The following is an 18,273-nucleotide window of genomic DNA, read 5'->3' as shown; positions in this document are numbered from 1 at the left end:
ACAAAAAGCGAGGTCAGGGAATGCAGACTTCCCTTGATGAATACGACTACATCGTGGTCGGCGCCGGCCCTGCCGGGTGTTTGCTGGCCAATCGACTGTCGGCGGATCCGCAGCAGCGCGTGCTGTTGCTCGAAGCCGGCGGGCGCGACAACTATGCGTGGATTCACATTCCTGTCGGTTACCTGTTCTGCATCGGTAACCCGCGCACCGACTGGTGCTTCAAGACTGAACAACAACCGGGCCTCAACGGCCGCGCGCTGAGCTATCCGCGCGGCAAAGTGTTGGGCGGTTGCTCGTCCATCAACGGCATGATCTACATGCGTGGCCAGGCCAACGACTACGATCGCTGGGCGGCCGAGGGCAATCCGGGCTGGGCCTGGAATGACGTGCTGCCGCTGTTCAAACAGAGCGAAAACCACTTCGCTGGCGCGGCTGAATTCCACGGCGCCAAGGGTGAATGGCGGGTCGAGCAGCAGCGCCTGTCGTGGCCGATTCTGGATGCGTTTCGCAGTGCGGCTGAGCAAAGCGGCATCGCCAGCATCGACGACTTCAATCAGGGCGACAACGAGGGTTGCGGCTACTTCCAGGTCAATCAGAAATCCGGCGTACGCTGGAACGCGGCGAAGGCGTTTTTGAAACCAGTACGCGAACGGACGAATCTGACGGTGCTGACCGGGGTTGAGGTGGATAGGGTACTGCTGGAGGACGGACGCGCCTCGAAGGTCAGTGCGCGTCACGAAGGTCAAATCAAACAGTTCAAGGCACGCAAAGAGATCATCTTGTGCGCCGGTGCCGTTGGATCGCCGAGCATTCTGCAACGCTCCGGGATTGGTCCTCGGCCGCTGCTCGAACACTTGGGCATCGGCGTGATTCATGAGCTGCCGGGCGTTGGCGGCAACCTGCAGGATCACCTGCAACTGCGCCTGATCTACAAACTGGAAAACGCGCGAACGCTGAACCAGATCGCCGGCAGCGTCTGGGGCAAGATGGGCATGGGCCTGCGCTATCTGTATGACCGCAGTGGGCCGCTGTCGATGGCGCCGAGTCAGTTGGGCGCGTTTGCGCGTTCGGGGCCGGAGCAGACTTCGGCGAATCTTGAATACCATGTGCAGCCACTGTCGCTGGAGCGTTTTGGCGAGCCGTTGCACAGCTTTCCGGCGTTTACCGCTTCGGTGTGCGATCTGCGTCCGCAGAGTCGTGGGCGCATCGAAATCCGATCGGCGGATCCACAGGAAGCGCCGCTGATTCAACCCAATTATCTAAGCCATCCCGAAGACCTGCGCGTGGCAGCAGATGCCATCCGCCTGACCCGCCGCATCGTCAGTGCCCCGGCCCTGCGCGCATTCAAACCGGTGGAATATCTGCCCGGCGCCAGCCTGCAAAGTGACGAAGAATTGCAGCAAGCGGCGGCGAAGATCGGCACGACGATTTTCCACCCGGTCGGCACCTGCCGCATGGGCAATGACGGCGATGCGGTGGTCGACGCGCAGCTGCGCGTGCACGGTGTGCCCGGTTTGCGCATCGCTGATGCCTCGATCATGCCGCGCATCACCTCGGGCAATACGTGTTCGCCTACGCTGATGATTGCGGAAAAGGCTGCTCAACTGATCCGCAATTCCAAAGCTACAAACACCGTACCTGTGGGAGCGAGCTTGCTCGCGAAAGCGCTAGATCATTCAACATAGAGGTTGACTGACAGGACGCCTTCGCGAGCAAGCTCGCTCCCACAAGGATTTGCATCCCATTCAAGGCATCGCGCATCACCCGGACACGCAACACCAGTGGAACAACAAAAACAATCACTGTGAGGGATACCGATATGTCAGAACACGTTCAGCCGCTGGACGCCGTGCGCAGCGCGGAGACCAGCCCGGATACACGCAAAGTCATCTTCGCTTCCTCACTGGGGACGGTGTTCGAGTGGTATGACTTTTTCCTCTACGGCGCCCTCGCGGCGGTGATCAGCAAACAGTTTTTCGCCGGGGTCAACGACACCACGGCGTTCATCTTTGCGCTGATGGCCTTCGCCGCCGGCTTTATCGTGCGGCCGTTCGGGGCGCTGGTGTTCGGTCGGTTGGGGGACATGATCGGGCGCAAATATACCTTTCTGGCGACGATCATTCTGATGGGCGTGGCGACCTTCTGCGTCGGCCTGCTGCCGACCTACGCCAGCATCGGCATCGCCGCGCCGATCATTCTGGTGCTACTGCGCATGCTCCAGGGTCTAGCGCTCGGCGGTGAATACGGTGGCGCAGCAACTTACGTTGCCGAACACGCGCCAATCGGCAAGCGCGGTTTCCACACCAGCTGGATTCAGTCCACCGCGACTCTCGGCCTGTTGCTGTCGCTGCTGGTGGTGCTCGGTTGCCGCTACTTCACCGGCGATCAGTTTGAAGTCTGGGGCTGGCGGATTCCGTTCCTGCTGTCGATCGTGCTGCTGGGCATTTCCACCTGGATCCGCCTGAGTCTGCATGAGTCCCCGGCCTATCTGAAAATGAAAGAGGAAGGCAAAACCTCGAAAGCGCCGATCCGCGAATCCTTCGGCAAATGGGAAAACCTCAAGGTCGTGTTGATCGCCCTGTTCAGCATCAACGCCGGGCAAGCGGTGACTTTCTACGCCGCGCAGTTCTACGTACTGTTCTTCCTCACCCAGTTCCTGAAAATGGACCCGGCGGTGGCCAACACCTTGCTGATCATCAGCGTGGTCATCGGCGCGCCGTTCTTCATCTTTTTCGGCTGGCTGTCGGACAAGGTCGGCCGTAAACCGGTGCTGATGCTCGGCTTGCTGCTGGCCACAGCGCTGTATTTCCCGATCTTCAAATCCCTCGCGCACTACGCCAACCCGGCGATCGATCAGGCCAGCCGTCAGGCACCGATCACCGTGCTGGCGGATCCGGCGACCTGCACCTTCCAGTTCGATCCGGTGGGCAAAGCCAAATTCGACAGCCCGTGCGACAAGGTCAAAACCTTCCTGGTCAAGCAAGGCCTGCCCTACTCCAGCGCCGCTGCGCCTGCTGGCAGCGCCGTGCAGGTGAGCGTCGGCGACGTCAAACTCGACGGCTTCGATGAGGCTTCACTGCGCGGCGCGATCACCCTGGCCGGCTACCCGCAACAGGCTGATCTGCAGCAAATCAACAAACCGATGATCGTCGCCCTGATCGTGGCACTGATCATCATCTCGGCCATGTGCTACGGGCCGCTGGCGGCGCTGATGGTCGAACTGTTCCCGACGCGTATTCGCTACACCTCGATGTCGCTGCCGTACCACATTGGCAACGGCTGGTTTGGTGGGTTTCTGCCAACGGTGTCGTTTGCGCTGGTGGTGTACACCGGGGACATTTTTTATGGGCTGTGGTATCCGGTGTTGATTACCGGGGTGAGCCTGGTGGTGGGGATGATCTGTTTGCGTGAGACGAAGAATATCGATCTCGACAAGAACTGAAACTCAACCAGGCAACTCAATCGGCGAGGGCTTTGACCCTCGCCGTTTTTTTGCTCAGGCATCAGCCTTGATCACCTCGAACTTCACCTGATCGGGATAAAACGCCACGTAGTCCTTGATCGGCCCGACCGAGATTTTCGGTTTCTCATAAGTCCACACCGCGTTCGCCCCTTCATGCCCCGGCACTTGCAGACTGAAGTAATTGGCGTCGCCCTTGTACGGGCAATAACTGGTGTGGTCGGTGCGGGCGAAGTACTTTTCGTCGATGTCTTCGCGGGGGACGTAATAGACCGGCGGGTAGTTGGCTTCGTTGAGGATCAGTACGTGGGACGAGGCGGCGACCTGGATGCCGTGGAATTTCACTATCAGGCAGCCGGGAAGTTGTTCGAGGGCAATGACGGGACTAGGGCCGGAGCTTTTCATGGGGTTCTCCTGAATACGGCGAAGAGACCGGTTCAGGTATAGCTCATTGGTTCTGGTTGGGGTGGGTTTACAGCTGAACGGCCCCATCAACTTCAAAAGCCCCTCACCCCAGCCCTCTCCCCGAGGGAGAGGGAGCCTACCTAGGTGTCTTTAGTTCTACATCGACCTGAACGTGCGGTTTCGATTATGGATTCAAAGCCAATCGTTCAAGTCGGTGAGTTTCGCCAATATCCCCCAATCAGTCCCCTCTCCCCCTGGGAGAGGGTTAGGGTGAGGGCCGCTCTTCAGGCATCACGCAACAATATCAGTCGCCACCGCTTGCCCCACCACACCCACAGCAAAGTCCACCGAACCCTGCCCCGTCATGTCAACCATCAAACTGGTCTGATTGGTCTGGGCAAAGTAAGTCAGAATCGCATCACCCGCATGCCCGGTGAAGCCACTGACAAAATTCAGCGATGCCGCGCCCGTGGCGAAACCGGCGATGCCCGACAGGTCGATCTTGTCCAGACCGCTGGTGAAATCCATGATCCAGTCCGGCGCAGTCATGGTCGAATCGCTGGCAGCGCCGAACACGAAGGTGTCTGCCCCCTCGCCACCCCATAAGGTGTCCCCACCGCCACCACCATAGAGGATGTCGTTGCCGGCACCGCCGACCAGATCGTTGGCGGCCGCATTACCCATCAGCAGGTCATTGCCCGAACCGCCCAGCGCATTCTCCACGGTCACACCGTAAGCAACGGAAACGTTGCCGACCAAGCCACCAACATCGGAGAACGAACCTTCATTGAGGTTGATCTTCTGGTTCTGACTGAAGCCGGAGAAGTCCAGCGTATCGTTGCCGCCGCCGTCCCACACCGAGAACACCACTTTGGAGGACGCCGAAGTAGCGCTGTAAAAATCGCGCTCGGCATTGGAATTGAAACCGTACGTGGTGTCATCGGCACGGGTCGCGTAGTTGGCTCCATACAGTTTTTGCACCGCGACAATATCGTCGAGCAACGGTGCCGAGGCGTACGCGCCGCTGCCGTCCTTGCTGAAATTCTGATCGGTGTTGGCTTCGCTCCAGTAGCTCATCAGGCTGTAGCCACGGGAGTCTTCGGCGTACTTGGCGTCGTTATAGGTCGGGTTGCCGTTGCCAGCGTTGTAGGCGCCCGGGTGCGACAGGCCGAGGGTGTGACCGATCTCGTGGGTCAGGGTCTGGCGCCCGTAGTTGTTGGTGTCCGGGGTCTTGTTGACCTGATATTGATCGTTGATCAGGTACCACGACTGGCCGTCATAGCCACCGCCGCTGGGCAGGTAAGCGAATGCCGCACCACCGGTGCTGACGTCGTAGTTGCCGAACGTCATGTGGCCATCGCCGCCCTTGCCTTCGCTAAAGGTGACGTTGGCGACGTCGGCCCAGGATTGCATGGCCAGCACAGCCTGGGCTTTTTGCTGGGCGCTGAACTCGCTGAAGTTGCCCAGCTTGACGTTGTAATTCGCCGGTTTGTCGGTCAGAAAGCTGTAGCTGAGGTCGATCTTGCCATCAGCATTCTTGTCGCCCCACGACAGGCCTTTGCGCAGGATTTCATCAGCGGCCTGGTCAGCGGTAAATGAGGGTTTGCCGTTGACCAGCCCAACGCCACGGTCATACAAGTGGCTGAAAGCATCGACCTGGTCGAAAGCGCTGGTGGTTTTGGATTTGGCTTGAGCCATGGTGGACTTCCTTGTTTCTGAATAGTCAGTGTCGACAGACCACGGCGATCTTCTGGCGAGATCGTCCTGTCACTCGCGTGTTTGCATCGGCGAAAAACCTGACACAGGCGCAAACCGGGCGCTAATCAATTTCTCGATAGCCCGGGCTGCGTCCCTGTATTACCCGTCATGTGCTGCAATGCTTTTTATCTGTATATCCATACAGATAAAAGTTGCCGCTGACGCCAAGTCCGGCCATTCTGTGCACCTGTGCGGACCTTGATCGACGTGGGTGGTTATGCGGTTGTACCTCTGTGAAAAACCTTCTCAGGCCAAAGACATTGCGGCCGTGCTCGGCGCCAGGCGTCGGGGCGACGGTTGCTGGTTGGGAACAGACGTCACGGTGACCTGGTGCATCGGCCATTTGCTCGAAACAGCCCCGCCGGACGCCTACGACGCCCGTTACAAGCGCTGGGTCCTGGCCGATCTGCCGATCATTCCGGACAAGTGGAAAATGACCGTCAAGCCGCGCACCGCCAGCCAGTACAAAGCGGTCAAACGCCTGCTCGGCGAGGCCAGCGAGCTGATCATCGCCACCGACGCCGACCGTGAGGGCGAGATGATCGCCCGGGAACTGGTCGAGCACTGTCGCTATCGCGGGCCGATCCGGCGTTTGTGGCTGTCGGCGCTGGACGAAGCTTCGATCCGCAAAGCCTTGGCGACACTGAAGCCGGGGGCCGAAACCTTCAGCCTGTATCACTCGGCGCTGGGCCGCTCGCGGGCGGATTGGCTGATTGGCATGAACATGAGTCGACTGTTTACGCTGCTCGGTCGGCAATCGGGTTATCAAGGCGTGTTGCCGGTAGGCCGGGTGCAGACGCCGACCTTGCGCCTGGTGGTGGATCGCGACCGCAGCATCGCCGATTTCGTGCCAGTGCCGTTCTGGGCGATTGATGTCGATCTGCTGCATAACGGCATACCGTTTACTGCGCAGTGGCGTGCGCCGTCGGATGCCTGTGACGATCAGGATCGCTGCCTGAATCAGGCGTTGGCCCAACAAGCGGCGGCTGCGATCAGCAGCGCTGCCAGTGCCCGGGTGGTCAAGCTGAAAACCGAGCGCATGCGTGAAGTGGCGCCCCTGCCCTTCGATCTCGGCACCTTGCAGGAAGTCTGCTCGAAGAAACTCGGCCTCGGCGCGCAGGAAACCCTCGACATCGCCCGGGCGCTCTACGAAACCTACAAAGTCGTCACGTATCCACGCAGTGATTGCGGTTATTTGCCGCTGAGCCAGCACAGCGAGGCGCCGGGGATTCTCGCCGCGTTGCGGCAGGCCGATCCGGGCCTTGAGGCGCTCAACGGGTTTCTGGAGCCGCAACGCAAATCCCGCGCGTGGAACGACGCCAAGGTCAGCGCGCACCACGGCATCATTCCCACCGCAGCGGCGAAAAATCTTGAACGCCTGACCGGCAAACACCGCGCGGTCTACACGCTGATCCGCGCGCGCTATCTGGCGCAGTTCCTGCCCAATCACGAATACGATCGCACCCAGGCCGATTTCGATTGCGCTGGTGAAGCATTGCGTGCGGTCGGCAAGCAGATCATCGAACCGGGCTGGAAACGCGCACTGCCCGAGGCGCTGGCAGCGGCCAAGGGCCGCGAAGCACCGGTACCGCAAACCTTGCCGGCACTGACGCAAGGCGTTGAGTGCGCGGTGGCTGACGTCAAGTTCAAGGATCTGTGGACGCAACCGCCCAAACCCTACACCGAAGGCGATCTGATCAAGGCGATGAAAAACGTTGCCAAACTGGTGGAAGATCCGCTGCTCAAACAGAAGCTCAAGGACACCACCGGGATCGGCACTGAAGCGACCCGCGCCTCGATCATTCAGGGCTTGCTTGACCGTGGTTATCTGGTGAAAAACGGCAAAGCCCTCGCCGCTACCCCGGCGGCGTTCAGCCTGATCGACGCGGTGCCCCGCGCAATTGCCGACCCCGGCACCACAGCCATCTGGGAGCAGGCGCTGGACATGGTGCAAAGTGGCGAAATGAGTCTGGAAGAGTTCGTCACCAAACAGGCGGCGTGGATGAGCAAACAGGTGACGCGCTGTTCCAGTCTCAGCCTGACCATCAGCGGCCCGCCACCAGCCGGCAAAGCGGCGGCCCCGTGGAAGAAAAAACGCAAATCGACCCGTAGCAAAACCACGGGTACGACAAAACGCACAGCGAAACCGTCAGGCAAATAAAACCCGCTAGTGTTTCTGCAAGGCTCAGCACTTTCAGGAACCCGGCGCATGGCCAATATCGAACTGCACCCCGCTCAGCGCGATGAGCTGGATATCATCGAAAACCTCATGCAGTTCTACATGTACGACTTCAGCGAGTGGCTGCCACTGAAGCTCGCCGAGCACGGCTTTTTCTCGATCCAGCCGAAAATCGACTACTGGCGCCATCCGGCCACCCAACCGTTCCTTATTCGCGTCAATGGCGAACTCGCCGGCTTCGTGACCGTCGATAACGAAATCCACATCGCCGGGGCCGAACACAACATCGGCTATTTCTTCATCGCCCGACGCTTTCGTGGCCAAGGCGTCGCGCAGTTTGTCGTCTCTGCCCTCTTGAGCCAGATCCCCGGTCAGTGGCAGATTTTCCATATCGACGCCAACCTGCCGGCACAACGCTTCTGGGCTGGGCTCATCCCGCAATTGAGCGGCGGCGATTTCACCCGCCAGCAGCGCGAAGTGGACGGTTATCCGTGCACTTTCTACGTGCTGAATACGCCTTTTTCCGTCGCCTGAACGGATTCTTTCTCATTCCAAAACAGCTTTGTCCGACAATATGTAGTGAACAAAAATAATCACTACAAAACCGTTGACGGCGTCGTTTTGCTTTTGCATGATGAAGACGTTCCCCGATCGGGAACATCGGTAACACGCTTGAGCAAACTCGTCTGACCGCCGAGTTGTTTTTTCCGGATACACGCTGCCCACAAGGCAGATTGAAGAAGCTGACCTGGCCTGAACGTCCAGTACAAGGACGAGAAGCGCTGGCGAAAATTCTCAAGACGCTTGTGGCTGACACGGTAAATGTCGTCAAGGAGCCTCCCGGTTTTCGCTGCTTCTCCTCGTTGTGACGCTATTGCGTAGCAGTTATTCAACACGACTACATGCAACAGATGCACGACCCCGTACTTCACACGGGCGAGCGCTGACGTCCTGGTTTCGGTGCCAGGGATCAACTAACCGATGGGCTACCTGTATTAGCGAATCAACTTTGAAAGATCACCAGACTGGTCAAGGGGCAATATCATGAATCTGAACAATCAACCTACTATCGAAGAACTGGCTCGTATGTTCGCTGCGCAGAAAGACAGCCATGACAGCCATATTCTCTGGATCAGCAAGTCGGGTCAGGTGCATATCGACTGCCTGGCTACCCATGCTGACGAAGACGAGTTCGACCGCAACCATCAGAACCTGCTGGCCCGCCTGAAGATGTACCGCCGCGGCCACGGTTATGTTGGCAAGAAAGCCGCGGCCGACAAGGACTTCATCGGTAATGTTCTGCAAACGCTGAAACAGGCGTGGGATTCGATGCAGAACCACAACGAAGTTCGGGTGATTGATCGGTTCTGCTGAGTTAGTCATTAAATAATTGAAAGGCCTGCTTCCTTAAAGGAAGCAGGCCTTTTTTTGTTCGCTCGCATTGATATGGCGTGACTGGAATTGTGGCCCCTCACCCCAGCCCTCTCCCGAGGGAGAGGGAGCCGATCGAGTTGTATAAAATCATCCGTCAACCGGACACACCGAGTTGATTATGGATTCAGCAAAACACTTTCAGGTCGGCGTATTACTCCAACATCTCTCGGTCAGTCCCCTCTCCCTCAGGGAGAGGGTTAGGGTGAGGGGCTTCCCATGTCCAACACCAATTCCACAAACGCCACCGCCGCCGCACTGTGATAATTATTGCGCCGCCGCAACAACGCCGCTCCACGCTGCGGCGCCTCGCTCTCCACGCGCAACCGACGCAATGCCCGATCCTCCGTCGCAATCGCCTGCGGCAGCATCGTCGCCAGCGGCGAATGACGCACCACTTCCAGCAACGTACTCACCGAATTCACCTCGATCCGCACCTGCGGCGTAATCCCATGCTGACGAAAATACTCATCCACCGATAACCGCGTGATGAAGTCCGGCGCCAGCAAGGCAAAATCCAGTGAAGCGATATCCTCCGGTGTCAGCACCGCCACACTGTCATACAGCGGATGCTCCCGCCCGACCATGATCCCCAGCGTTTCGGTAAACGCCGGAATGCATTCGATATCAGCATTGCGCACCGGCGTAAACGCAATCGCAATATCCAGCGAGTCATCTGCCAGCCCCGCCTCGATGTCGTCCATCGACAGCTCGAAAATCTGCAGATGAATCCCCGGATAGCGCGCGGCAAAATCGCGCACCAATGGCCCGACCAGGTAAGCCATGAACGTCGGTGTCATCGCCAGACGCAACGTCCCGCGAGACAAATCCTTCACGTCATGCAACGCGCGCTTGCCCGCCTCCAGCTCCACCAGCACCCGTCGCGCGCATTCGATGTAGGCCTCGCCAGCATCGGTGGGTTTGACCGTTCGCGAGGTGCGATCAAACAGATTGACCCCCAGTGTCTCTTCCAGTTGGCGAATCTGCTGCGACAGGGTTGGCTGTGAAACATGCAACGCCTCGGCGGCACGGGTAAAGCCGCCGTGATCGGCAACGGCCAGCAGGTAACGCAAATGTCGCAGCAGCATGGCAACACCATCTATAGGAAGGACTTATGCGAAGCATTGTATATCGGTCTTGGACGCTATGGATGAATCGGCAGAAGATCAATCCCACACAGCAAGCCAACCCCTGAAAGGAGTGACACCATGCAACAGTCCCACGCCTACAACGACACCAGCCTGGCCCTGACCACCCGCATTCTCGACGCCAAGGCACGCAAAGATCTGTCGTGGCAGGATCTCGCCGATGACACCGGCCTGAGCCTGGCGTACGTCACCGCTGCCCTGCTCGGTCAGCACCCGCTGCCGGAAAACGCCGCCCAAGTGGTCGGTGACAAGCTGGAACTGAGCGCTGAAGACGTCGCGGCGATGCAGATCATCCCGCTGCGTGGCAGCCTCAGCGGTGTGCCGACCGACCCGACCATCTACCGCTTCCACGAGATGATCCAGATCTACGGCACCACCCTCAAAGCCCTGGTTCACGAGCAGTTCGGCGACGGCATCATCAGCGCGATCAACTTCAAGCTCGACATCAAGAAAGTCGAAGACCCGGAAGGCGGCTCCCGCGCGGTGGTCACCCTCGACGGCAAGTTCCTGCCCTTGCGTCCGTTCTGATCCGCACCGGCCCGCACCCTGCGTGCGGGCCAACCCACCCCAAATGGTTACCCGTCACCACTGCGTCTGGAGGCTGCCCCATGCAAAAAATTCTACTGATCCTGGCCCTGCTCGGCGGCTTTTCCGTCCAGGCATCTGCCGCTGACGAAGCCGTCGCCTATCGCTACGGCATGCAACTGGATATCGCCCAAGTGCTGAACATTACTCCGGTCGCCGATGTGTGTGGCGTGGTGCCGGTCGAGATGACGTATCTGGACAGCCACGGCGGCAAGCACATTCTTCAATACAGCGAATTCGGCAGCGGTTGCTCGAACTGAGAGGACAACACCATGAAAAACCTGATTGATGGCTTCCTGAAATTCCAGAACGAAGCGTTTCCGCAACGTACCGAACTGTTCAAACACCTGGCGACCACGCAACAGCCCGGCACGTTGTTCATCACCTGTTCCGACAGCCGTGTAGTGCCGGAACTGCTGACCCAACAAGAGCCCGGCGAGCTGTTCGTCATCCGTAATGCCGGCAATATTGTGCCGTCCTACAGCCCGCATCCGGGCGGGGTTTCGGCGACGGTGGAATACGCGGTGGCGGTGCTCGGCGTGACCGACATTGTGATCTGCGGCCATTCGGACTGCGGTGCGATGACGGCGATCGCCCAGTGCAAATGCATGGATCACCTGCCCGCCGTCAGCGGCTGGCTGCAGCATGCCGAGTCGGCGAAAGTGGTTAACGAATCACGACCGCATGCCAATGACGCGGCGAAATTGAGTTCGATGGTGCGCGAAAACGTGATCGCGCAACTGGCGAATATCCAGACCCACCCAAGTGTGCGTCTGGCTCAGGAAAAAGGCCTGCTGAATCTGCATGGCTGGGTGTATGACATTGAGACCGGTTCGATCGATGCGCTGTCCGCCGACCGCCGCACGTTTGTGCCGCTGGCCGAGCAACCAGCGACTTGCGCGATCCATGCACAAAGTACGCACGCCGCCTGAGCAACTGATCGTTCCCACGCTCTGCGTGGGAATGCCTCCGGGGACGCTCTGCGTCCAGTGACGCGGAGCGTCACGGGCTGCGTTCCCACGCAGGAGCATGGGAACGATCACAGACCACGGGATCAGCGTTTTATTGTGAGGTCGATCTGGGTCATCCGGCTACGAACAGTAAACACACCGTCACCGGAAAGAATCGCACTGCGCGCAAACAAGCGCCCACTCTCCCAGTTCGAAAGCCCCAACTCTGGTTTGTTGAGCGCGTACTGCCCATCGACCCAACGGGTAATGCCGTTGCCCACGAACGGCGCGTTGACCGCGTTGTAAAAGCGCTCCTGAACCTGCGCGTCTTCACTGATCAACGACACAGTGAACTGCGGGCTGTAGCGGTTGAACAGCGCAATCGCCTGATCCAGATCGTCAACGATCATCAGGCTGACTTCCGGGGTTTCTTCCCATTCCCACTCGCGGCCCAACGCCGATTCCGCCAAGGGTTCGGCCAGTGCTTCGGTCTGATAACCCTCGGCGCGATAGACCTCGACCGTCGCGTTCTGCCACTCGCTCGGCAAGCAACTTTCGCTGCCTTCGACGATGTGCAATTTGCAGCTCTGGCCACGCGCGGTGCCGGCCTGTTGCAATGCCTCAAGAAACAACGGCACCAGTTCCGACGCGCGATCACGCTGGATCAGGCAGACGTTCAACGTATTGCAGACTTTGCGATCCAGCGAGTTGCGCACCACGGCGGCGAAACGTGTGGCATCGGCATCACGATCAGCGATCAACCACGCGCCCCCCGTGCCGTGCAGGCTGACAGCGGTGCCAGCCTGCTGGGCGATACTGCCCAACTGACTGACCGCACGACCCGAACCGCGCGCCACCGCCAGCGACAAACGCCGGTCAGCGAACATCGCCCAACCGGCGGCATGATTGACGCTTTCCACCAACGACACCGCGCCGGCCGGCAGACCGGCATCGGCCAGCGCCGGGTTCAACGCATGAGTGACAATGGCCTGCGCGGTGCCCAACGCATCGCTGCCAATGCGCAAAACGGCGGTGTTGCCAGTGCGCAAGACACCCGCCGCGTCGGCGAACACGTTCGGCCGGCCTTCAAAGACAAACGCGACGATGCCCAACGGCGAAACCACTTGCTCGACCTTCCAGCCATCATGCTCAACGCTGCTGATGACTTTGCCGCGCGTGGCTGCGGCATCCCGCCAGGCGCGCAGGCCGGCGATCATGTCGCCACGCATGCGCTCATCGGCGAGCAATCGGGTGGTGGAACGACCGCGCGCCTTGGCCCGTTCGATGTCCGCGCGGTTGGCGGTTTCGATGTGAGCCCAGCACGCAGGGGTTTCCAGACGTTGCGCAAACAGGTCGAAAAACTGGCTGATGGCCTCATCGGACACCGCCGACAACGCCGTGAATGCCGCTGCCGCGCGCTCGATCGCTACCGACGCAGCTTGCTGATCCGCCACGGGAATCAACAGCAACTCGCCACTGACCTGCTCCACCAGCAGATGGTCTCCGGGCTGAAAGCGCGCGGCCAGTTCGGGGCTGACCACGGTGACGCGGTTACCAGCGAAAGGGATCGGCGTGCCAGCGACTAGACGTTCGAGCGCGAGAGACATGAAGCGGATTCACCATGCAGGGAGCGGCCGGAAAATGTATAGGAACACCCTCCCCCCAGGCAACACAAAACCCTTGTGGACAACAACATCCTGTGGGAGCGAGCCTGCTCGCGAAAGCGGTGGATCTGATACATCAATGTTGGCTGACCTGACGCCTTCGCGAGCAAGCTCGCTCCCACAGGGTTTTGTGGTGTTTGTGTGATCGGATCAGAAGACTGACCAGCCAATCCGCGCGCTAAGCATCTCCAACGCCGCCATGCCCGCCAGCGAGTTCCCGGCGGCATTCAACTCCGGCGACCACACGCACACCGTGAACTGCCCCGGCACCACCGCGACAATCCCGCCGCCGACACCGCTCTTGCCCGGCAAGCCAACGCGATAAGCGAAGTTGCCCGCTTCGTCATACAGCCCGCTGGTGGCCATGATCGAGTTGACCTGCTGGGTTTGCCGACGCGTGAGGATCTGTTCGCCGCTGTGTTTGCAGAAACCGTCGTTGGCCAGAAAGCAGAACGCCCGCGCCAGATCAATGCAGTTCATGCGCAACGCGCAGTGGCTGAAATAACTGCGCAGCACCGCTTCGACGTCGTTGTGGAAGTTGCCGAACGACTGCATCAGGTACGCCATCGCCGCATTGCGCGCGCGGTGCTGGTATTCGGAATCGGCGACTTTGCCGTCGATCATGATCTGCGGATTGCCTGACAGACGCCGGACGAAGTCACGCATCGACAGGGTCGGTGCGGCGAAGCGTGACTGGTTGATGTCGCAGATCACCAGCGCGCCGGCATTGATGAACGGATTGCGTGGCCGGCCGCGCTCGAATTCCAGCTGCACCAGCGAGTTGAACGGCTGCCCGGACGGCTCGTGTCCGAGGCGTTCCCAGATCGCTTCGCCGGAATGATCGATCGCCTGCACCAGGCTGAACACCTTGGAAATGCTCTGCACCGAGAACGGCGTATCGGCGTCACCGGCGCAATACATCTCGCCGTCGTTGCCGTACACGGCGATGCCCAGCTGATTGGCCGGCACGGTGCCGAGGGCAGGAATGTAATCAGCCACCTTGCCCTGCCCGATCAACGGGCGGACAGCGTCAAGAATCTCGTTCAACAGCGCTTGCATGCCGGGTTCCGAAGTCTCGCCCCATGGGATTGCGGGGACACTGGGGCTAGACGCTGCGCCCGCCCGTCGAATCACACCGGCCGCCATCGTGGTGAATGTTCTAGGCTCAACCGCACATCCAAAAACGGGAGAGCAACCATGCTACTCGAAGGCTCCTGCCATTGTGGCGAGGTCACATTCAGCCTCACCAGCGCCCATCCCTACCCTTATCAACGCTGCTACTGCTCGATCTGTCGCAAGACTCAGGGCGGTGGCGGTTATGCGATCAACCTTGGCGGCGACGCGACCAGCCTCAAGGTGCGCGGGCGCAAACACATCAGCATTTACCACGCGAAGATGAAAGACGAAGGCGACCAGCGCGCCCATCGCAGCACGGCCGAGCGGCATTTCTGTTCATTGTGCGGCAGCGGCTTGTGGCTGTTCAGCCCGGAATGGCCGGAACTGATCCACCCGTTTGCCTCGGCCATCGACACACCGTTGCCGGTGCCGCCGGAACATACGCATCTGATGCTCGGCTCGAAAGCACCGTGGGTGGAAATCGACGTTAAAGCGAAAGACAAACAGTTTGACGTCTACCCCGAAGAATCCATTGCCCAATGGCATGAACGCCTCGGTTTGACCCGCTGACCGCGTAACTCCAGGCTCCCCCCTGGAGTGAGCCTGCTCGCGATAGCGGTGGGGCAGTAGCAAAAATACGGATTGGACTTACCCCTTCGCGAGCAAGCTCGCTCCCACAATGATCTCTGGCGTTCACAAATCCAATGTGGGAGCGAGCCTGCTCGCGAAGGGGCCGGCACAGGGCAGCGCATTCAATCCAGATGCGCCCAAGTCATCCGGAACGACGCCCCACCCCAAGGCGAATCGCCCACCTCAACCTGCCCGCCATGGGATTGCGACACCCGCCGCACCAGCGCCAGGCCCAAACCAAATCCGCCGGTACGGCGATCGCGGCTGGCATCCAGCCGCGAAAACGGTTCAAAGATTTTCTCGCGCCCATCCACCGGCACGCCCGGCCCGTCGTCGTTGACCCGCACCTGGTAATAATCGCCCGTGCGTTCCAGCGTCACCTCCACGCGCTGCTCGGCATAACGAATCGCGTTGCGCAGCAGATTGATCACCGCCCGCGCCATGAATCGCGGTTCGATGCGCACTGTGTCGATCCGGCAATCCGCGATCAGCAACTGCACGCCCGCCGCCTCTGCTTCAAGCGCCACGCTGCCAACTACGCTATCAAGCCAATTGGCGGCCTGGATGTTTTCGCGCTTGATCACCGTTGCGCCGCGCTCAAGGCTGGCGTAGGTCAGCAGCTCGGACACCATCTCCTCCAGTTCACCAAGGTCGGCGTACATGTCGGCGATCAGCTCGCGGTTCTGACTGGCGTCCGGCTGTTGCTTGAGCTGGTCGAGTTCAAACGACAGCCGTGCGATCGGCGTGCGCAGTTCGTGAGACACGGCATTGGTCAGCTCACGTTGATTGGCGATCAGCCCTTCGATGCGCGCCGCCATCAGATTGAAGTGTTCGGCCAGATCGCGAATGTTCGAGCGTTTCGACAATTGAATGCGCACCGACAGGTCGTTATCGCCGAAACGCTCGGCGGCCAGGCGCAGTTTCTCCAGATCACGCCAGTGCGGACGTACCCAGAAAAACAGCACGATGCCGATCAGCACGGCGATCATCAGGTAGGCTGCGGCGATGTAGAACGGCATCAGGCTCGGCTCGGCCGGCAAGCGGATGCTGAGCAACTGCGGCCCCTCGTCAATCGCAGAAATGTACTGGGTGTACTTGTCGCGGATCACCAACAGCCCTTTGGCCAGCTCGGCTTTTTCCTCGTCGCTCAGGGCCAGTTCAGAGGCGTCGACCAGCGTCAGCCCCAAACCGTAATGCGGGCGGATCGTTTCCAGCTGTTGTTCCCGGGCCGGGCCGTCGAGGTCGCGCAACTGCTGGCCCAACGTCCAGGCCTGGCCGCGCACGGCCTCACGGTTGTAGTCCTGCATCTGATAATCGAGCAAGGCATCAAAAGTGCGCTCGACCGTCTGCAAGGCCAGCACCAGACCCAACGTCATGACCAGAAACAGCCCGAGAAATAACCGCAGCATCTACAGCTCCCACGCGAACGGATTGAACAGATAACCCTTGCCCCACACAGTCTTGATACACATCGGCTCGCGGGGATTGTCTTTGAGCTTGTTGCGCAATTTGCTGATGTACACATCGACGCTGCGATTGAGCCCGTCGAAGGCAATCCCGCGCATGCGATTGAGAATGTCATCCCGCGACAGCACTTTGCCGGCCGCGCTGGCCAGCAACCACAGCAGCTCGAATTCCATGGTGGTCATTTCGATGACCTCGCCCGCCAGCCGCACTTCACGGCAACTGCGGTCGACGCTCAACTGACCGAACTCCATAAAACTCACCACATTGCTGTCCGGCACCTGCCGCCGCTGCAGCGCTCGCAGCCGGGCCAGCAATACCGGTGGCTTGATCGGTTTGATCACGTAGTCATCGGCGCCGGACTCCAGACCGAGGATATGGTCGAGGTCATCTTCCTTGGCCGTCAGAATCACGATCGGTGTGTCCGACACGCTGCGAATCTCCCGGCACACGTGCAGACCGCTCTGCCCCGGCAACATCAGGTCGAGCACCACGACTTTCGGTTTGAATTCGAGAAAGGCAGCCACGGCCAGATCACCGCGATGCACCGTGCGCACCTCGTAGCCGTGTTGTTCGAGAAAGTGGGCGATCAGCGCGGCGAGGCGCTCATCGTCTTCCACCAGCAGGAGTTTGCCAAAACCCAGGTTATCCATAACGACCGTCTGCCGCCCATGTGTGAAGTGGTCGGCATTATGGCGGCAATCGCGATGAAGGCGTTTGCTTCAGGCAGCAAAAACCGGCCGCTGGGGCCGGTTTTCAGTGATGTTTCATACTCTTAAGAGTTTTTAACAATCTTGTGCAGGCACACCGCTGTGGAAGCGGAATTCTTCGTCCGGCGACTCGATCAGTTCCTGCTCGGCGGCGCGGACCTTGTCGATGACCTGAGCAATATCCTTCGCATCGCCGTACTGATAGGCCAGTTTCAGATAACCCTGAAAATGCCGCGCCTCACTTTTCAGCAGGCCAAAGTAGAACTTGCCGAGTTCTTCGTCCAGATGCGGCACCAGTGCTTCGAAACGCTCGCAACTGCGTGCTTCGATAAACGCGCCGACCACCAGCGTATCCACCAGTTTCACCGGCTCGTGGCTGCGCACCACCTTGCGCAAGCCCGAGGCGTAACGACCGGCGTGGAGCTGGCGCAGTTCGATCTTGCGCCGTTTCATGATGCGCATGACCTGCTCGTGGTGCACCAGTTCTTCCCGGGCCAGACGCGACATCATATTGATCAGGTCGACGTGGGAATGGTACTTGGCAATCAGGCTCAGGGCGGTGCTGGCAGCCTTGAACTCACAGTTCTTGTGGTCGATCAGCAGGGTTTCCTGATCGGCCAGGGCGGCCTGAACCCAGGCGTCGGGGGTGCGGCAGCCAAGGAATTCGTGGATTTCGGGAAGGATCATGGGGCTCACGGTAAAAGGTGTTCGAGCGAAGGGCGCCGATTATACCGGCCTGTCCGCAGACCACCAGCGGCTGGCGTTGATATGCA

General features: G+C 59.7%; 17 protein-coding genes. 9 read left to right on the top strand and 8 right to left on the bottom strand.

The window, feature by feature from the left end:
* Positions 1–20: 20 nt before the first annotated feature.
* Together AB4O11_RS19935 and AB4O11_RS19930 are read left to right on the top strand one after the other, a co-directional pair.
* A complete protein-coding gene (locus AB4O11_RS19935) occupies positions 21–1,685 on the top strand; it encodes a GMC family oxidoreductase (RefSeq protein WP_460128047.1) in 1,665 nt (554 codons plus the stop codon).
* Positions 1,686–1,819: 134 nt separating this feature from the next.
* A complete protein-coding gene (locus tag AB4O11_RS19930) occupies positions 1,820–3,442 on the top strand; it encodes an MFS transporter (protein ID WP_460128044.1) in 1,623 nt (540 codons plus the stop codon).
* Positions 3,443–3,496: 54 nt separating this feature from the next.
* Here AB4O11_RS19930 and AB4O11_RS19925 read toward each other — a convergent pair whose 3' ends face one another.
* Positions 3,497–3,865 (bottom strand): DUF427 domain-containing protein, encoded by a 369-nt coding sequence (locus AB4O11_RS19925; protein ID WP_093437143.1) that lies wholly within the window; start codon positions 3,863–3,865, stop codon positions 3,497–3,499.
* Between the two features lie 291 nt (positions 3,866–4,156).
* Complete coding sequence (locus AB4O11_RS19920; RefSeq protein WP_460128042.1) at positions 4,157–5,563, bottom strand: serralysin family metalloprotease; 1,407 nt, start codon at positions 5,561–5,563, stop codon at positions 4,157–4,159.
* Positions 5,564–5,840: 277 nt separating this feature from the next.
* On the opposite strand from AB4O11_RS19920, the gene AB4O11_RS19915 reads away from it, so the two are divergent.
* The 3 genes from AB4O11_RS19915 to AB4O11_RS19905 all read left to right on the top strand — a co-directional run bounded on the left by AB4O11_RS19915 (position 5,841) and on the right by AB4O11_RS19905 (position 9,176).
* On the top strand, positions 5,841–7,784 hold the full coding sequence (locus AB4O11_RS19915; RefSeq protein ID WP_460128041.1) for a DNA topoisomerase III: 1,944 nt from the start codon (positions 5,841–5,843) through the stop codon (positions 7,782–7,784).
* A 48-nt stretch (positions 7,785–7,832) separates the two neighbouring features.
* Positions 7,833–8,336: a GNAT family N-acetyltransferase gene (locus tag AB4O11_RS19910; RefSeq protein WP_460128040.1), complete on the top strand. Its 504-nt coding sequence runs from the start codon at positions 7,833–7,835 to the stop codon at positions 8,334–8,336.
* Positions 8,337–8,846: 510 nt separating this feature from the next.
* On the top strand, positions 8,847–9,176 hold the full coding sequence (locus tag AB4O11_RS19905) for a hypothetical protein (protein ID WP_160039397.1): 330 nt from the start codon (positions 8,847–8,849) through the stop codon (positions 9,174–9,176).
* Between the two features lie 257 nt (positions 9,177–9,433).
* Here the strand turns inward: AB4O11_RS19905 and cynR are convergent, their stop codons facing one another.
* Entirely contained in the window at positions 9,434–10,321 is an 888-nt protein-coding gene (gene cynR, locus AB4O11_RS19900) for a transcriptional regulator CynR (protein ID WP_460128038.1), read from the bottom strand.
* 120 nt (positions 10,322–10,441) lie between these two features.
* On the opposite strand from cynR, the gene cynS reads away from it, so the two are divergent.
* The 3 genes from cynS (at position 10,442) to AB4O11_RS19885 (ending at position 11,898) form a co-directional block, all read left to right on the top strand.
* A complete protein-coding gene (gene cynS, locus AB4O11_RS19895; RefSeq protein WP_093437115.1) occupies positions 10,442–10,909 on the top strand; it encodes a cyanase in 468 nt (155 codons plus the stop codon).
* A gap of 80 nt (positions 10,910–10,989) precedes the next feature.
* Complete coding sequence (locus AB4O11_RS19890; RefSeq protein WP_093437110.1) at positions 10,990–11,226, top strand: DUF2790 domain-containing protein; 237 nt, start codon at positions 10,990–10,992, stop codon at positions 11,224–11,226.
* 12 nt (positions 11,227–11,238) lie between these two features.
* The gene (locus AB4O11_RS19885; protein ID WP_460128037.1) at positions 11,239–11,898 is read left to right on the top strand and encodes a carbonic anhydrase; all 660 of its coding nucleotides are present in this window, start codon (positions 11,239–11,241) and stop codon (positions 11,896–11,898) included.
* Between the two features lie 122 nt (positions 11,899–12,020).
* Here AB4O11_RS19885 and AB4O11_RS19880 read toward each other — a convergent pair whose 3' ends face one another.
* Together AB4O11_RS19880 and glsB are read right to left on the bottom strand one after the other, a co-directional pair.
* The gene (locus AB4O11_RS19880; protein ID WP_460128036.1) at positions 12,021–13,523 is read right to left on the bottom strand and encodes an aldehyde dehydrogenase family protein; all 1,503 of its coding nucleotides are present in this window, start codon (positions 13,521–13,523) and stop codon (positions 12,021–12,023) included.
* 207 nt (positions 13,524–13,730) lie between these two features.
* Complete coding sequence (gene glsB / locus AB4O11_RS19875; RefSeq protein ID WP_186623487.1) at positions 13,731–14,639, bottom strand: glutaminase B; 909 nt, start codon at positions 14,637–14,639, stop codon at positions 13,731–13,733.
* Positions 14,640–14,777: 138 nt separating this feature from the next.
* On the opposite strand from glsB, the gene AB4O11_RS19870 reads away from it, so the two are divergent.
* Entirely contained in the window at positions 14,778–15,266 is a 489-nt protein-coding gene (locus AB4O11_RS19870) for a GFA family protein (protein ID WP_099758672.1), read from the top strand.
* Between the two features lie 182 nt (positions 15,267–15,448).
* On the opposite strand, the gene AB4O11_RS19865 is transcribed toward AB4O11_RS19870, so the two are convergent.
* The 3 genes from AB4O11_RS19865 to AB4O11_RS19855 form a co-directional block, all read right to left on the bottom strand.
* Positions 15,449–16,735, bottom strand: a complete 1,287-nt coding sequence (locus AB4O11_RS19865; protein ID WP_116255393.1) for an ATP-binding protein — start codon at positions 16,733–16,735, stop codon at positions 15,449–15,451.
* Positions 16,736–17,443, bottom strand: coding sequence for a winged helix-turn-helix domain-containing protein (locus AB4O11_RS19860; protein WP_093437091.1), 708 nt, complete (start codon positions 17,441–17,443; stop codon positions 16,736–16,738).
* 132 nt (positions 17,444–17,575) lie between these two features.
* Positions 17,576–18,187: a MiaE family protein gene (locus tag AB4O11_RS19855; RefSeq protein ID WP_093437087.1), complete on the bottom strand. Its 612-nt coding sequence runs from the start codon at positions 18,185–18,187 to the stop codon at positions 17,576–17,578.
* Positions 18,188–18,273 lie beyond the last annotated feature (86 nt).

Source organism: Pseudomonas sp. H1_D05, assembly GCF_054682705.1.
This window is presented reverse-complemented; position numbering and strand designations above follow the sequence as displayed.

Bases quoted from the DNA above. Each gene is read 5' to 3' on its own strand.
- AB4O11_RS19865 (WP_116255393.1), bottom strand. From the start codon at position 16,735: ATGCTGCGGTTATTTCTCGGGCTGTTTCTGGTCATGACGTTGGGTCTG.
- AB4O11_RS19905 (WP_160039397.1), top strand. From the start codon at position 8,847: ATGAATCTGAACAATCAACCTACTATCGAAGAACTGGCTCGTATGTTC.
- AB4O11_RS19855 (WP_093437087.1), bottom strand. From the start codon at position 18,187: ATGATCCTTCCCGAAATCCACGAATTCCTTGGCTGCCGCACCCCCGAC.
- AB4O11_RS19915 (WP_460128041.1), top strand. From the start codon at position 5,841: ATGCGGTTGTACCTCTGTGAAAAACCTTCTCAGGCCAAAGACATTGCG.
- AB4O11_RS19885 (WP_460128037.1), top strand. From the start codon at position 11,239: ATGAAAAACCTGATTGATGGCTTCCTGAAATTCCAGAACGAAGCGTTT.
- cynS (WP_093437115.1), top strand. From the start codon at position 10,442: ATGCAACAGTCCCACGCCTACAACGACACCAGCCTGGCCCTGACCACC.
- AB4O11_RS19925 (WP_093437143.1), bottom strand. From the start codon at position 3,865: ATGAAAAGCTCCGGCCCTAGTCCCGTCATTGCCCTCGAACAACTTCCC.
- AB4O11_RS19860 (WP_093437091.1), bottom strand. From the start codon at position 17,443: ATGGATAACCTGGGTTTTGGCAAACTCCTGCTGGTGGAAGACGATGAG.
- cynR (WP_460128038.1), bottom strand. From the start codon at position 10,321: ATGCTGCTGCGACATTTGCGTTACCTGCTGGCCGTTGCCGATCACGGC.
- AB4O11_RS19890 (WP_093437110.1), top strand. From the start codon at position 10,990: ATGCAAAAAATTCTACTGATCCTGGCCCTGCTCGGCGGCTTTTCCGTC.
- AB4O11_RS19930 (WP_460128044.1), top strand. From the start codon at position 1,820: ATGTCAGAACACGTTCAGCCGCTGGACGCCGTGCGCAGCGCGGAGACC.
- AB4O11_RS19935 (WP_460128047.1), top strand. From the start codon at position 21: ATGCAGACTTCCCTTGATGAATACGACTACATCGTGGTCGGCGCCGGC.
- AB4O11_RS19920 (WP_460128042.1), bottom strand. From the start codon at position 5,563: ATGGCTCAAGCCAAATCCAAAACCACCAGCGCTTTCGACCAGGTCGAT.
- AB4O11_RS19880 (WP_460128036.1), bottom strand. From the start codon at position 13,523: ATGTCTCTCGCGCTCGAACGTCTAGTCGCTGGCACGCCGATCCCTTTC.
- AB4O11_RS19870 (WP_099758672.1), top strand. From the start codon at position 14,778: ATGCTACTCGAAGGCTCCTGCCATTGTGGCGAGGTCACATTCAGCCTC.
- AB4O11_RS19910 (WP_460128040.1), top strand. From the start codon at position 7,833: ATGGCCAATATCGAACTGCACCCCGCTCAGCGCGATGAGCTGGATATC.
- glsB (WP_186623487.1), bottom strand. From the start codon at position 14,639: ATGCAAGCGCTGTTGAACGAGATTCTTGACGCTGTCCGCCCGTTGATC.